The sequence below is a fragment of the Psychrobacter sp. AntiMn-1 genome (assembly GCF_001854065.1).
In the GTDB taxonomy this organism is placed as follows: Bacteria; Pseudomonadota; Gammaproteobacteria; order Pseudomonadales; family Moraxellaceae; genus Psychrobacter; species Psychrobacter pacificensis.
Window position 1 is genome coordinate 2,408,445 of record NZ_CP012969.1, and the last position, 15,103, is coordinate 2,423,547.

Here is a 15,103-nt window from a genome sequence, read left to right on the forward strand (position 1 = left end):
CGCTAGGTTGTCACCTTTATGGATCAATTTTTAATCACTGGTAGTAGTCGTATCGCAGGGGAAGTTACTATTTCAGGTGCCAAAAATGCCGCCTTGCCATTGCTTGCTGCGATGATATTGGCTGAGACGCCAACGACATTGCATAATGTGCCGTCATTAAAAGACGTACGAACATTGATTGAATTGATCAGTGGCATGGGGATTGATATCCAAAAGCAGGGCGATACGGTCACTTGTGATACCAAAACTATTGATAACTTTTATGCGCCGTATGATTTGGTAAAAACCATGCGCGCGTCAATTTTGGTATTAGGTCCATTACTGGCGCGTTTTGGCGAAGCTGAAGTGTCGTTACCAGGTGGCTGTGCGATTGGTTCACGTCCTGTTGATCAGCATCTAAAAGCGTTTGAAGCGATGGGTGCGGTAATCAGCGTAGAGAACGGTTACGTGAAAGCGCAAGCGCCTAAAGGTGGTAAGCTGATTGGTTGCCACTTCTCATTTGATATGGTGACAGTTGGCGGTACGGAAAACGTCATCATGGCAGCGGCATTAGCTAAAGGCACGACCGTTTTGGCTAACTGTGCATTAGAGCCAGAAGTAGTCGATTTAGCCAATATGCTGGTTGCGATGGGCGCCAAAATCAGCGGCATCGGTACTTCGACGATGACCATTGAAGGGGTCGAACGTCTACACGGTTGTGAGTATTCAGTGGTACCGGATCGTATTGAGACAGGCTCATATCTTGCTGGTGCCTTGATGACTCAAGGGGATGTGTTGACCAAAAAAACTACAGCCTCTTTATTGTACCCAGTGCTTGAGAAGTTTGAAGCGATGGGTGCAGTGATCACCACAGGTGATGACTGGATTCGCGCGCAGATGAAAGGTCGTCCAAAGCCAGTGGATATTCGGACTCAGCCACATCCAGGTTTTCCAACAGACATGCAAGCTCAGTTGATGGCGATTTGCTGTCTGGCTGATGGGACCAGTACCATTATCGAAAACATCTTTGAAAACCGCTATATGCACGTACCTGAACTAAACCGCTTGGGTGCATCTATCCAAGTGGATGGACATACTGCGGTGATCAGAGGTGTCGAGAACTTTACGGCGGCACCAGTTATGGCAACAGATTTACGCGCTTCTATGTCACTGGTGATGGCGGCTGCAACGGCAGAAGGCGAGAGCTTGATTGACCGCATTTATCATATTGACCGTGGTTATGAGCATGTCGAAGACAAGCTGCGTAGCCTTGGTGTGAATATCCAGCGTGTCAATACCAACGGCTAATACTGATAGGTCAACCGTAGTTTATACATGAATTACGTTATACATTAAAACTTCCCTTGAATGGGGAAACTAACTGCATATGGACACGATGTCATTATGACTGAGACAAGCAAACCTGCACCAGCCGATGGTCTACTAAACGAAGTAAACGATGCGTTTTCAGGTCTAACGTTGGCGTTATCAAAAGGCCGTATTTTAGAAGAGACGATGCCACTGCTACGTGCAGCGGGTGTTGATCTTTTAGAAGACCCTGAAGCCTCGCGCAAACTTATTTTTCCAACCTCAAACCCAAATGTACGTGTATTAATTTTGCGTGCAAGCGACGTACCAACCTATGTCGAGCACGGTGCGGCTGATTTTGGTGTAGCAGGTAAAGATGTGCTGCTTGAGCATGGCGCGAACCACGTGTATGAACTGCTTGATTTAAAAATCGCTCAGTGCAAATTGATGACCGCTGGCGTAAAAGACGCACCACTGCCCAATCGTCGTCTGCGTATCGCGACCAAATATGTCAATGTAGCGCGCGCTTATTTTGCGAGCCAAGGTCAGCAAGTTGATGTCATCAAGCTTTACGGTTCAATGGAGCTGGCACCATTGGTGGGCTTGGGCGATTTGATTGTCGATGTGGTTGATACGGGTAATACCCTACGCGCGAATGGACTTGAAGCGCGCGATCATATTTGTGATGTGTCATCACGTCTTATCGTCAATCAAGTCAGCTATAAGCGCAAATTTGCGTTACTAGAACCCATTTTAGATAGCTTTAAAAACAGTATTGCCAATGCCTAGTAAACCGGTGTCAATCATTGGTAATATAAAGTATAGGTATGCGAATTTTTAAACCAGTTTAGCAGGCTATGAGTGATATAGCGTGCTAAACTGGTTTTATTGTCTTAGCTTGCGAAAAAATAAAATCACCGTAAAATTTAGACAAGAAGACAGCCAGTAAGTCGCCATATTTGTGAATAATAAGCATACTTTAGTTATATTCACGCCGTTTATTTTCAGCAGTATTTTATGCTCAGATATAGGATTAGGTCATGCGCCAGTTAAGTACCCAAGATGCCGATTTTGACAATCAATTGACACAACTGCTTGCCTTTGAAACCGTCAATGATGCTGAATTATTGCATGCCGTTGACGATATCATCGCACAAGTACGTGCGGATGGAGATAGCGTCGTATTGGCATTAACTCAGCAATTCGATCAGCATCCAGCGACAACGATGCAAGAATTAGAGCTGTCTAAAGAAGCACTTGCCGATGCATTTGCCAATCTGGATGAGAATGTAAAAACGGCATTGACCACAGCAGCTACTCGGGTACAGACCTTTCATGAGCGTCAAGTACAAGAAACGTGGCAATATGAAGATGAGCTAGGCAATCGCTTAGGTCAAAAAGTCACGCCACTTGATCGCGTTGGTATTTATGTGCCGGGTGGCTTGGCATCTTATCCATCATCAGTATTGATGAATGCTATCCCTGCCAAAGTGGCTGGGGTTACTGAAGTCATCATGGTCGTACCAGCGCCAAAAGGGATGCTTAATCCATTGGTATTAGCAGCCGCTCATTTGGCCAAAGTGGATCGTGTCTTTACCATTGGCGGCGCACAGGCGGTAGCAGCTTTAGCCTACGGTACCGAAACCATTCCAGCGGTGGATAAAATCACAGGGCCGGGTAACAAGTATGTCGCGGCAGCCAAACGCGCAGTATTTGGACAAGTCGGCATTGATATGATTGCAGGCCCCTCAGAAGTGTTGGTATATGCAGAGGGTGAAGCGCAAGATCGAGCTGATTGGCTCGCGATGGATTTGTTATCGCAAGCAGAGCACGACCGTATCGCTCAAGCTATCTTTGTGACGACCAGTGAAGAGCAGTTAAAAGAAGTCGAGTTAGAGATAGAAAGAGCACTCGCTGAGCTGCCAAAAGCAGATATCGCGCGTGACTCGCTGCAAAATCGTGGTGCACTTATTTTGGTAAAAGATCGTAGCGAGGGTATGGCACTGATTAATCGTATTGCTCCTGAGCATTTGGAGTTATCCGTTGATAACCCTGATGCATTGTTAGATGATATTCGTCATGCGGGTGCTATCTTTATGGGTCGTCACACGCCTGAAGCGATTGGCGATTACTGTGCAGGACCGAACCATGTGCTACCAACATCTGGTACTGCGCGCTTTTCTTCACCTTTAGGTGTCTATGACTTTCAGAAGAAATCATCAATTATTTATTGCAGTGAATCCGGCAGCAAGCCATTGGCCAAGACGGCTGATATTCTAGCGCAGCGAGAGGACTTAGAAGCCCATGCGCGCTCAGCCCGTTATCGTTATCAGTAAGATATTTTGAGCGTCTTCATTTTTACTTTTGATAGATATTTTTAATAGTCTGTATGGCTAATTAGTAGGATAATTTATGAGTGAGTCAAAGATAGATAATAGGCTGTGGTCGTCTAAAGCACGCAACTTATCACCCTATGTACCGGGTGAGCAGCCACAGCACGACAATTTATGCAAACTGAACACCAATGAAAACCCATTTCCGCCCTCACCAAAAGTAGGGGAGGCAATCGCTAAAGTACTCACCCAGCAAGCGCAAGAGCTGCGTTTATATCCGGCACCTGAGTCCAATGACCTGCGTGCTGCATTGGCACAAGCATATGACCTTGATGTCAATCAGGTATTTGTCGGTAATGGCTCAGATGAAGTATTGGCGCTTATATTTGCCAGTTTCTTCCTAAAAGAGCGTCCGCTTTTATCACCTGATATTGGCTACAGCTTTTATCCTGTCTATGCACAGACTTTTGGTGTGCATCTTGTCAAAATCCCATTAGAAGACGATTTTAGTATTGATCCTGATGCTTATCGCCAGCCTTGTAGCGGTATCATCATTGCCAACCCAAATGCGCCGACTGGTTTACTCCTATCGCTTGCTGATATCCGTAAGCTAGCCAGCGAGCATTCCAATGCGGTGATTGTAATTGACGAGGCATACATTGATTTTGCGCAGGCTGATGCAGACAGTACAGGCTCGCAAGTCTCAGCGGTCAGTTTAATCAATGAGTGTGACAACGTTATCGTGACGCAGACCTTTTCAAAATCACGGTCACTTGCTGGTTTACGTGTTGGGATGGCCTTTGGTAGTGCTTCGTTGATTGAAGCATTGACGCGTATGAAAAATAGCTTTAATAGCTATCCACTGGATAAGCTAGCGCAAGCTGGTGCGACGGCAAGTGTGCTAGATGTGGATTATTTTGATCAAACGCGCCAACAGGTTATCGATTTGCGTACGTCATTGACCGAAGAGTTGACGGCGCTAGGCTATAAAGTATTGCCCTCGCATGCCAACTTTATCTTTGCCCGTCCAAAAGATGGTAATGCAAGTGCTGTGGCGAGTGCATTGCGTGATCAAGGGATTATCGTTCGCCATTTTGATAAGCCGCGCATTAGTGAGTATTTGCGTATTACTGTTGGTACCGCCGAGCAGCATGAGCGCTTGATTGATACGCTAAAAGAGCTGCATACAGAGACTAGCATGACGGCTGATTAATGGTTTACCTGCTTGTGTAGTAAATGCTATCGATAAGTACCAAAAAAGCCTGCTAGCGCAATGTTAAGCAGGCTTTTTTCTTTAGAGGCCAGCGCAAAATAGTATTTCAGTCGTTTATACTTTTTTCGCCAACACCGCCAGTAGATTGCCTACCTTATCTAAGCACTCTTGATATTCAGCATGACAATCAGACGCGACCGTAATACCGCCACCCGCCCACAGATTTATGTGTTTTTCTTTATTAAATTCATCAGTTAATGAAGCACCAGCTTGCAATGTACGAATAAGCACATTCCATTGACCACTGCCATCAAAATTCATATAACCCATGGTGCCGCAATAAGCACCGCGTGGTGTAGACTCTAGCTCAGAGATAATTTCGACGGCTCGTTTTTTGGGCGTGCCAGTGATAGAGCCAGCAGGCAGACTGCCAAATAATACAGCTAATGGATGCGTATCCGCTTTTAGCTCAGCAGTAATAGTGCTGACCATATGATGCACGTTACTAAAACTCTCAATCGCAAACAGTTGCGGCACTTTTACGCTACCGATTTTGGCATATTTACCCAAATCATTGCGTAGTAAATCCACAATCATAACATTTTCGGCACGGTCTTTTTCGCTATTGGTCAGCTGATGCTTATACCGCGTATCTTGCTCAAGATCGGCACCTCTTGGCATTGTGCCTTTGATTGGCTTGGTCAGAATATGGTGCTTATCAGTCACTTTGTTTTTGGTAAATGTAAAGAACAGCTCAGGCGAGCAGCTTAATAACTCAAAACTGTGGTTAAAGATATCAACGTGCTCAACGCTTGTACCATCGACGCTCGCACCATCAACGCTCAAATAGCCTGCAAATGGTGCTTTGGTATTATGATGTAGCGCAGGCAGATAATCGATAAGCGCTGAAGTTGGTTGAGTCGCATCGTTTTTATATGGCAAGTAGCCCGACCACTTTTGCGTCAGGTTGATTTGATAGCAATCACCTTGCTCTAGATAGTCTTGAGTACCATCAAATGCTTGCTGATAATCACGCTTACTCCATCGTGCCGTTAGGACGACAGGTATAGTATGTGATGTGTGCTTAGATTGTGCTTGATTAAGATGTTTGTCGGACAGCTTTTTATCCAGTTCATCTAGGTAGGATGTCAGAGCAACTATGAACTCATCTTTTGACTTGTTGCCGACAGCTTCATCAGAGCTACTATTGGTTTGAATACTTTTTAGCTCCCAACCGGTAACAGTATCTGCAGCAGGTGTTAGATAGATATCGTAATGCCCTAATGAGGCACAAGGCTGATTTGCCAATTCGATTCTGTCTGCAGGACTTAACTCATAAGCAGCGATATCGTAACCGATAAAACCAATCAGACCATGATGATAACAGGGTTTTGTGCTTTTCGGGTTTACGTTATTTGAGCTATTATTATCAGTATCATAAGCTTTGCTGTAAGCAATAAGCTCATTTTGCCATTCTAGATAACTCATATAGGCTGTCAAGGTATTTTCGCTATGAGTAGAGCAGTTATCACGGCAGTTTTTAACCACTCTATAAGTATTGACTGAATCTTTAGCAGGTTTTTGATCAGTAGGATAAACCGACCAGCTGACTTTAGGCAGCAAACCAATTACTGGTCGTCCATCATTATTTAACCAAGCCAATTGCCAATTTGCTGCATCATCTTGGTTGAGTAAATGGCGTCTTAGCTGTGGCATTAATTCAGCCGCTGACAAATCACCAAAACGCCAGCTAGATTTACTAGCTGGCGATGGGGCAGAATCTGTCTGCCCAGTTATATTAGAATTTGGTACAGGCATCATTTAAGTGTCGAATTTTTTGATGATGAGCGTGGCGTTAGTACCACCAAAGCCGAAGCTATTGCTCATCAAGGTTTCAAGGTTTGATTCGCGCATCTGGGTAACAATATCGAAACCTTCAGCTGCAGGATCTAAGTTGTCAACGTTGATACTTGGGGCAATAAAGCCGTCTTGTAGCATAAGTAGGCAGTAAATTAGCTCTTGCGCACCAACAGCGCCTAAGCTATGACCAGTCATGGATTTGGTTGAGCTGATAGCCGGTACTTTACTGACATCATTATCAAAGACTTTGGCAATCGCCTTGAGTTCAGTGATATCGCCCAGCGGTGTGCTGGTGCCGTGGCTATTGATATAATCTACGCTTTTTAAGCCAGCTTCAGCCAAGGCTTGTTGCATACAACGTACAGCGCCTTCGCCACTTGGCGCAACCATTTCTGCACCATCAGAGGTGGCACCGTAGCCGACGATTTCAGCTAAGATGTTGGCACCGCGAGCTTGAGCATGCTCTAAACTTTCTACCACAACCATCGCGCCACCAGCAGCAATCACAAACCCGTCGCGATCTTTGTCATAAGCTCTTGAGGCGAGTGTTGGTGTGTCGTTATATTGAGTACTCACTGCACCCATCGCATCAAACATACAAGACTGTGTCCAATGCTCAGCTTCACTACCACCAGCCAATATTACATCAGCTTTACCCAGTTGGATAAGCTCAGCGGCATGACCGATACAATGAGTCGAGGTTGCGCAAGCAGAGGAAAGCGAGTAGGAGACACCTTGGATTTTTAGACCAGTGGCTAGGGCTGCTGATACTGAGCTGCCCATGGTTTTAGGTACAGCCATCGCACCGACACCGCGTAGACCTTTTTCACGCATGGCATCCACAGCGTTCACGATGTTTTCTGTTGACGCACCGCCTGAGCTTGCGACCACACCCACACGTGGATTGTTATTAATGGTGTCAAGTGACAGTCCTGAATGTTCAATGGCGTTTAGTGCACTGACATAAGCGTACAGACTGGCATCACTAAAAAAGCGTTTGAGTTTACGATCGATACCACTAGTATCCAGTTCTGATTGATTGATACTACCGCTCACGTGTGATTTAAACTCGTGCTCAGCGTAAGAATCATTATATGTGATACCAGATTCCCCTTCTTTAAGAGCGGTAGTGACAGTGTCTAGATCATGTCCGATACAAGAGACAATCCCTGCTCCAGTGATGACGACGCGGCGCATATGCTATTCCTTATGAGTAACGACTTGCTAGCAATTGGTTGCAATAATCGTTGTAAATCTATATGTAATGTTTAACGATGAATGAATTTGAGCATTATAATGAAAAAACAGCCTATGTAGATAACGATAGCATGAATTAAGATAATTACAGCCTATTAAAGACAATGTCATTTCAGTGTACAATTATGCTCTCACTTACGGCACATGATAACGTATCAAGCAGTGAAAATCTTTGGACAAGTGTAAAATAATGGCGAAATAGCCTCTATCGCTACAAGGTAATGAGAAATTGAGTGGCTATGAAACCTTGTTGTTTGAGCAATCGCTTTATTGTTTATGAAAAACAATGTGGGTAAGCTAAAGGCTATGGTTAAGTCGGACAAAAATTAAGTTGTACTTTTAGATACAAAATTTGTGATTGCGATAACATTGTTCGCACTGACAGGAACGGCCTTGACTTATTACACTGACAGCTTGAAGATTAAACACATTCATATCACTATTACTAAAAAAATTATTCATCACATTATTATTCATCATATTAAGGACATCACAATGGCAAAGCCTAGCACTCTTTCAAAAAGTATCAATACTATTGGCTCTTTCACACGCAACAACCTAGAGCGCGTGGGCTCCATGATTGATAGCATGAATGCCAAAACAGGCAAACCGCGCCAATATAAAGCGGTAGATTTAGGCGATGAGGATTATCAACAAGACTTATTTCGTGAGCAAACCTTAAAGGCTACGCAGCAATTATTAGGTCCACGTTTTGCTACTTATGGCAAATATGCCAAAAAAGTCGTACCAAACAGCTTTTTTCAATCGACAGTAGATAGCGCGTTTGCTCAAGTTGCGAAACTTGCATCAAACTGGAGTCAATTAGACTTACCGAACGAGCATCGCTTTGCCAATATTGCTACTTTAGATGATGAAGAGCGTTATGCACTTGCAACTGACATCGCTAACCAAAATCGTGCACTTGCAGCAATGGGCGGCCTTACGGGTCTAGCAGGGCTGCCAGGTCTACTTGCTGATACCTTATGGCTATTATTGGTATCTCTACGTACTGTCTACCAAATTGCAGCTATATACAATAAGCCGCTCACAGGTAAACAAGGTGTGAAAATGGCATACGAATTGCTCTCAAGTGCCGATCTAAGCAAAATGCAAGAAAAACAAGCATTGCTAGCAGGTATGGGTATCGGTAAAGGTTTGCTGGATAATGCTCAGAGCCACGGGTTGCATAGCGAGCTGAAGAACTTGGGTCTAAAAAATCAAAACGTAAACTACTATGCTGAGCAAATAGACAGTATTGCTAGACAAGTAGGAATTGATTTGGACAAAATAAACCTATTATGGGTTCGCCGTTTTATTCCCGTTACAGCAGTAGCCATCGGCGTACATTATAACAGTCAGTTGATTGATGAAGTGATTGGCGTTGCTAAAGCGACTTTTGCGCCAGAGGCAAAACTTGCCAATCGTGCCATTACTGATGACAGTAGTAGCGAGGCTGAAGTAAAAAAAGCCAGTAATAACGATGCGCAGAAAGACACAGAAAAGACAGAAGAAAATAGCGATACAGAAGAAACCAGTAGCAAAAAAGACTCAGACAAGCAAACGTCTGATAAAAAAGCCAAGTAATAGACATATTATTTGCTAGTTAGGTTGTATATTAATAAGCAAAATGGTATTTATTTTGGTTCGGTTGAGTAGGGTGACTTGAAATCAGGATAAATACCACCACTTAGTTACTATCAAGTAGCATTTATATTCGAATATTTTTTCTTAATGATGCTTGAGGTTGCCTTGTTTACTTTATTTATGACGCTGTTTTTCGGCGAAAAAACGATAAAGTGATATAATGCGAGGATGAATGCATATCTATCAAATGTTGTAAAGCGAAACCATTCATAAGTGGTTGAAATAGCAGCAACAACTCTTTATAATACACTGTCCTAAAAATGGGTGCCCAGAAATCTGCAATTATTGTCAGATAGATGGTGCATTGGCCCATTTTTTTGTTTTATACCAAACGGGAGAAGGATGCCTTATGGCAACAACTAACCAATTGATTCGTAAAGGTCGCAAAACCATCAAGGAAAAGTCAAAAGTTCCTGCGTTGGAAGCGTGCCCACAGCGTCGCGGTGTATGTACTCGTGTATATACTACCACGCCAAAAAAACCTAACTCTGCCATGCGTAAAGTATGTCGTGTACGTTTGACTTCAGGCTATGAAGTATCAAGCTATATCGGCGGCGAAGGTCATAACCTACAAGAGCACAGTGTTGTTCTAATCCGTGGTGGTCGTGTGAAAGATCTACCAGGTGTACGTTATCACACTGTTCGCGGTGCATTAGATTGTGCAGGCGTTAAAGACCGTAAGCAAGGTCGCTCTAAGTACGGTGCTAAGAAGCCTAAAGTTTAATAACTAAACGTTATTAACAAAGCTTTTTGTACTACCCAATAACTGTGCATGGGTTTGGTGTCAGTAGTCATATTACTTTTATATAAGTGATTTGCTCTTAAAACATACCACCATGCAGTAAGGCTAACTGATAACTCGCTGCTATACCCTAATGATGAGTAGTCGATGTTGTGAATGTTAGACACTCCTGAAGATAAGGAAATTTATTATGCCAAGACGTCGCGTCGTTGCTGCCCGTGAGATCCTACCGGATCCTAAGTTTGGTAGCCAAACTGTTGCAAAATTCATCAACCATGTAATGAGTGATGGTAAAAAATCTACTGCTGAGCGTATCGTTTACGGTGCACTTGAGACAGTAAGTGAGAAGCGTAAAGTTGAAGATCCAGTATCTTTCTTCGAAGAAGTGCTTGAAAATGTACGCCCAATGGTAGAAGTAAAAGCTCGCCGCGTTGGCGGTGCAACCTATCAAGTACCAATGGAAGTACGCCCCTCCCGTCGTACTGCCTTGGCTATGCGTTGGTTAGCTGAAGCTGCTGCTAAGCGTTCTGAAAAATCAATGGCTTTGCGTTTAGCTGGTGAATTGAATGATGCTGCTGATGGCAAAGGCGCTGCTATGAAAAAGCGTGACGAAGTTCACCGCATGGCAGATGCTAACAAAGCATTCTCTCATTACCGTTTCTAAGCTACTTTTTAACAGTAGCTTGAGATTAATAGCTCATACTCATTAATCTTACATTGTTGTTTATTCTATTGATTGCCGCCATCATCATTCGGTCATATATAAATGTTATTTATTAATGACTGGGGTGGCGGACATCTATCAAGATGTCTCTCTTAACAAGTATGACTTTCATCCTTTCATTAGAGAACATCCCAAATTTGATGCCACACTATTCTTAGTATTTGCTCTTTTTTTGTCCGTATTAGGCTCAATAATCAGTAAGTAATATTACGAAGCTGAACGCTTTGTCATAGAGTATGAGGTAGAGACACAATACATTATTATATACACGACTTTTCCTAGGAAAACACTATGGCTCGTAAAACTCCCCTAAAACGCTATCGCAATATTGGTATTTCAGCGCACATCGATGCTGGTAAAACGACCACTACTGAGCGTGTTTTATTCTATACCGGTGTTAGCCACAAAATTGGCGAAGTACATGATGGCGCAGCCACTATGGACTGGATGGAGCAAGAACAAGAGCGTGGTATTACTATTACCTCAGCAGCAACAACTTGTTTTTGGTCAGGTATGGCTAAACAGTTTGCCGAACACCGTATCAACATCATCGATACCCCAGGTCACGTTGACTTCACAATCGAAGTTGAACGTTCTATGCGCGTACTTGATGGCGCTTGCATGGTTTACTGTGCAGTAGGCGGCGTTCAGCCACAGTCTGAGACCGTATGGCGTCAAGCGAATAAATACAAAGTACCACGTCTTGCATTTGTAAACAAAATGGACCGTGTTGGTGCTGATTTCTATCGTGTTATCGAACAGATCAAAACCCGTCTTGGCGGCAAGCCAGTACCATTGGTTATTCCAATTGGCAAAGAAGATGACTTCGAAGGCGTTGTTGATCTAGTGACTATGAAAGCTATCTATTGGGACGAAGCGTCTCAAGGTATGCAGTATGATGAGCGTGATATCCCAACTGAACTACAAGACAAAGCGGACGAGTATCGCGAGTACCTTGTAGAAAGTGCTGCTGAAGCCAATGAAGAGTTGATGAACGAATATCTAGAAAACGGTGAGTTGACTGAAGAGCAGATCCACAGTGCTATTCGTCAGTTGACTATTGATAACGAAATCATCCCACTTCTTTGTGGTACTGCCTTTAAAAACAAAGGCGTACAAAAGATGCTAGATGCGGTTATCCAGTATCTACCAGCACCAATTGACGTACCTGCTATTAAAGGTATTCTTGATGACAAAGACGAAAGCGAAGGCAGCCGTGAAGCATCAGATGAAGCACCTTTCTCAGCACTAGCGTTCAAAATCATGAACGACAAGTTCGTTGGTAACTTAACCTTCGTACGTGTTTATTCTGGTGTCATGAAGCAGGGTAGCAGTGTTTATAACCCAGTTAAAATGAAGCGTGAGCGTGTTGGCCGTATTGTACAGATGATGGCAAACTCTCAAGAAGAGCTTGCAGAGATTCGTACAGGTGATATCGCAGCCCTAGTCGGCATGAAAGATGTAACGACTGGTGATACGCTATGTGACGAAGACAACGTGATCACGCTTGAGCGTATGGAATTCCCAGAACCAGTTATCTCTCTAGCGGTTGAGCCAAAGACCAAAGCTGACCAAGAAAAAATGTCAATCGCGCTTGGCCGTTTGGCAAAAGAAGATCCATCGTTCCGTGTACACACTGACGAAGAATCTGGTCAGACGATTATCAGTGGTATGGGTGAGCTGCATCTAGAGATTCTTGTTGACCGTATGAAGCGTGAATTCAACGTTGAAGCAAACATCGGCGCACCTCAGGTTGCTTATCGTGAGACGATTCGTAACACTGTTGAACAAGAAGGCAAATTCGTACGTCAAACAGGTGGTCGTGGTAAGTTTGGTCACGTATGGTTACGTCTTGAACCACTTGATCCAGCTGGCGACACTGAATATGAATTCGCTGAAGAAGTTGTTGGCGGTGTGGTACCAAAAGAATTCCACGGTGCTGTTGATAAAGGTATCCAAGAGCGCATGAAAAACGGCGTACTTGCAGGCTACCCAGTTGTTGGCGTAAAAGCGACTTTGTATGATGGTTCTTATCATGACGTTGACTCTGATGAATTGTCATTTAAGATGGCAGGTTCTATGGCCTTCAAAAAAGGTTTCTTAGCAGCTGATCCAGCGCTACTTGAGCCAGTGATGAAAGTAGAAGTTGAAACACCTGAAGACTACATGGGCGACATCATGGGCGATCTTAACCGTCGTCGTGGTTTGGTACAGGGTATGGAAGACCTACCTGGTGGCACTAAACAGATTCGTGCTGAAGTACCATTAGCGGAAATGTTTGGTTATGCCACTCAAATGCGCTCTATGTCACAAGGCCGTGCAACTTATTCAATGGAATTCCAAAAGTACGTTGAAATTCCAAAATCAGTTGCTGCTGAAATCATCTCTAAGTACAACTCTAAAGATGATGACGAGTAAATAAAACTTACTAAAGGTGACAATATAGAGTATCTCTGTGTATTGTCACTAAAGAATCGGCCAATAACTTGTTAAAAGACTTGTTATTGGTCGCAATTTTCTTATAATATCTGCACATTAGTATGTGTAACCTTTTAACAATTATCTTAAGGTGACCAAGATTTTCTTAATTGTCATATTTATATGAATTAAGCTTTGGAACCAAAAAAAAGAGGAAATACCCATGGCAAAGGCCAAGTTTGAACGTAGCAAGCCACACGTCAACGTCGGTACCATCGGACACGTTGACCATGGTAAAACCACCCTTACCGCTGCAATCGCAACCGTAGCTGCAATCACCTCTGGTGGCGAAGCAAAAGACTACGCGTCTATTGACTCAGCACCAGAAGAAAAAGCACGTGGTATCACCATCAACACCTCACACGTAGAATATGACACAGACACACGTCACTACGCACACGTAGACTGCCCAGGTCACGCCGATTATGTTAAAAACATGATCACAGGTGCCGCTCAGATGGACGGCGCAATCTTAGTTGTATCAGCAACTGACGGCCCAATGCCACAGACTCGTGAACACATCTTGCTATCACGTCAGGTTGGCGTACCATACATCATCGTATTCATGAACAAATGTGACATGGTAGATGACGAAGAACTACTAGAACTAGTAGAAATGGAAGTTCGTGAACTATTGAACGACTATGACTTCCCAGGTGATGACACCCCAATCATCCACGGTTCTGCTACTGAAGCCCTAAAAGGCTCACAAGAAAAATACGGCCAACCAGCCGTTGTAGAACTACTAAACGTACTAGACACCTACATACCAGAGCCAGAGCGTGACGTTGACAAAGCATTCCTAATGCCAATCGAAGACGTATTCTCAATCTCAGGTCGTGGTACCGTAGTAACTGGCCGTGTTGAATCTGGTATCGTAAAAGTTGGTGACGAAATCGAAATCGTTGGTATCCGTGACACTCAAAAAACCACCTGTACTGGTGTAGAGATGTTCCGTAAAATGCTTGACGAAGGTCGTGCTGGCGAAAACTGTGGCGTACTACTACGTGGTACTAAGCGTGAAGACGTACAACGTGGCCAAGTACTAGCGAAGCCAGGTTCAATCACGCCTCACACCAAATTTGACGCTGAAGTATATGTACTGTCAAAAGAAGAGGGTGGTCGTCACACACCATTCCTAAACGGCTATCGTCCACAGTTCTACTTCCGTACCACTGACGTAACTGGCGCAATCCAATTACAAGACGGTACTGAAATGGTCATGCCTGGTGATAACGTTGAGATGGGCGTAGAGCTTATCCACCCAATTGCTATGGACAAAGGTCTACGCTTCGCTATTCGTGAAGGTGGCCGTACTGTAGGCGCTGGTGTTGTTGCTAACGTATTGAACTAAGACTTAAGTCTCAGTAATGAGATTATGAATTAGTCATAAAAAAGCCACCCTATCTAGGGTGGCTTTTTTTTGGAGGTAAATAGGGGTATTTGCAGCATTAGATCTAAGTTTTGGTAAAATGGTTCTTTTGATGGAGTGACTTTTGATACTGGCTATTTATTTATAATGCACTGTATTGTAATTTGCCACATAGCTTGCTATATTAGCGCTG

The 15,103-nt window shown here is 43.8% G+C and carries 11 protein-coding genes; 9 read left to right on the forward strand and 2 right to left on the reverse strand.

The genetic code is table 11. The features are described 5' to 3' along the window. Positions 1 to 18 precede the first annotated feature (18 nt). The 4 genes from murA to hisC all read left to right on the forward strand — a co-directional run bounded on the left by murA (position 19) and on the right by hisC (position 4,833). A complete protein-coding gene (gene murA / locus AOT82_RS10335) occupies positions 19 to 1,287 on the forward strand; it encodes a UDP-N-acetylglucosamine 1-carboxyvinyltransferase (protein ID WP_058025508.1) in 1,269 nt (422 codons plus the stop codon). A gap of 96 nt (positions 1,288 to 1,383) precedes the next feature. Then, a complete protein-coding gene (gene hisG, locus AOT82_RS10340) occupies positions 1,384 to 2,076 on the forward strand; it encodes an ATP phosphoribosyltransferase (RefSeq protein WP_071002912.1) in 693 nt (230 codons plus the stop codon). Between the two features lie 251 nt (positions 2,077 to 2,327). After that, positions 2,328 to 3,623, forward strand: coding sequence for a histidinol dehydrogenase (gene hisD, locus AOT82_RS10345; protein WP_071002913.1), 1,296 nt, complete (start codon positions 2,328 to 2,330; stop codon positions 3,621 to 3,623). A 76-nt stretch (positions 3,624 to 3,699) separates the two neighbouring features. Continuing rightward, positions 3,700 to 4,833: a histidinol-phosphate transaminase gene (hisC, locus tag AOT82_RS10350; RefSeq protein ID WP_071002914.1), complete on the forward strand. Its 1,134-nt coding sequence runs from the start codon at positions 3,700 to 3,702 to the stop codon at positions 4,831 to 4,833. 114 nt (positions 4,834 to 4,947) lie between these two features. On the opposite strand, the gene AOT82_RS10355 is transcribed toward hisC, so the two are convergent. Both AOT82_RS10355 and AOT82_RS10360 read right to left on the reverse strand, forming a co-directional pair. Then, complete coding sequence (locus tag AOT82_RS10355; RefSeq protein WP_071003756.1) at positions 4,948 to 6,651, reverse strand: anthranilate synthase component I family protein; 1,704 nt, start codon at positions 6,649 to 6,651, stop codon at positions 4,948 to 4,950. A gap of 3 nt (positions 6,652 to 6,654) precedes the next feature. Continuing rightward, positions 6,655 to 7,890 (reverse strand): beta-ketoacyl-ACP synthase II, encoded by a 1,236-nt coding sequence (locus tag AOT82_RS10360; protein ID WP_071002915.1) that lies wholly within the window; start codon positions 7,888 to 7,890, stop codon positions 6,655 to 6,657. A gap of 555 nt (positions 7,891 to 8,445) precedes the next feature. Between AOT82_RS10360 and AOT82_RS10365 the strand changes: the two genes are divergently transcribed. The 5 genes from AOT82_RS10365 (at position 8,446) to tuf (ending at position 14,892) form a co-directional block, all read left to right on the forward strand. Next, on the forward strand, positions 8,446 to 9,534 hold the full coding sequence (locus AOT82_RS10365; protein WP_071002916.1) for an EcsC family protein: 1,089 nt from the start codon (positions 8,446 to 8,448) through the stop codon (positions 9,532 to 9,534). A 409-nt stretch (positions 9,535 to 9,943) separates the two neighbouring features. Further along, the gene (gene rpsL / locus AOT82_RS10370; RefSeq protein WP_011281154.1) at positions 9,944 to 10,318 is read left to right on the forward strand and encodes a 30S ribosomal protein S12; all 375 of its coding nucleotides are present in this window, start codon (positions 9,944 to 9,946) and stop codon (positions 10,316 to 10,318) included. Positions 10,319 to 10,526: 208 nt separating this feature from the next. Next, positions 10,527 to 11,000: a 30S ribosomal protein S7 gene (gene rpsG, locus AOT82_RS10375; RefSeq protein WP_057761735.1), complete on the forward strand. Its 474-nt coding sequence runs from the start codon at positions 10,527 to 10,529 to the stop codon at positions 10,998 to 11,000. Positions 11,001 to 11,351: 351 nt separating this feature from the next. Continuing rightward, positions 11,352 to 13,478 carry an elongation factor G gene (gene fusA / locus AOT82_RS10380; protein WP_071002917.1) on the forward strand — a complete coding sequence of 709 codons (2,127 nt, stop codon included), beginning with the start codon at positions 11,352 to 11,354 and terminating at the stop codon, positions 13,476 to 13,478. Between the two features lie 223 nt (positions 13,479 to 13,701). Beyond that, positions 13,702 to 14,892: an elongation factor Tu gene (gene tuf / locus AOT82_RS10385; protein ID WP_071002260.1), complete on the forward strand. Its 1,191-nt coding sequence runs from the start codon at positions 13,702 to 13,704 to the stop codon at positions 14,890 to 14,892. Positions 14,893 to 15,103 lie beyond the last annotated feature (211 nt).

What these genes read in the sequence shown, in the direction of transcription:
- murA (WP_058025508.1), top strand. Translation starts at nt 19, where the DNA reads ATGGATCAATTTTTAATCACTGGTAGTAGTCGTATCGCAGGGGAAGTT.
- hisG (WP_071002912.1), top strand. Translation starts at nt 1,384, where the DNA reads ATGACTGAGACAAGCAAACCTGCACCAGCCGATGGTCTACTAAACGAA.
- hisD (WP_071002913.1), top strand. Translation starts at nt 2,328, where the DNA reads ATGCGCCAGTTAAGTACCCAAGATGCCGATTTTGACAATCAATTGACA.
- hisC (WP_071002914.1), top strand. Translation starts at nt 3,700, where the DNA reads ATGAGTGAGTCAAAGATAGATAATAGGCTGTGGTCGTCTAAAGCACGC.
- AOT82_RS10355 (WP_071003756.1), bottom strand. Translation starts at nt 6,651, where the DNA reads ATGCCTGTACCAAATTCTAATATAACTGGGCAGACAGATTCTGCCCCA.
- AOT82_RS10360 (WP_071002915.1), bottom strand. Translation starts at nt 7,890, where the DNA reads ATGCGCCGCGTCGTCATCACTGGAGCAGGGATTGTCTCTTGTATCGGA.
- AOT82_RS10365 (WP_071002916.1), top strand. Translation starts at nt 8,446, where the DNA reads ATGGCAAAGCCTAGCACTCTTTCAAAAAGTATCAATACTATTGGCTCT.
- rpsL (WP_011281154.1), top strand. Translation starts at nt 9,944, where the DNA reads ATGGCAACAACTAACCAATTGATTCGTAAAGGTCGCAAAACCATCAAG.
- rpsG (WP_057761735.1), top strand. Translation starts at nt 10,527, where the DNA reads ATGCCAAGACGTCGCGTCGTTGCTGCCCGTGAGATCCTACCGGATCCT.
- fusA (WP_071002917.1), top strand. Translation starts at nt 11,352, where the DNA reads ATGGCTCGTAAAACTCCCCTAAAACGCTATCGCAATATTGGTATTTCA.
- tuf (WP_071002260.1), top strand. Translation starts at nt 13,702, where the DNA reads ATGGCAAAGGCCAAGTTTGAACGTAGCAAGCCACACGTCAACGTCGGT.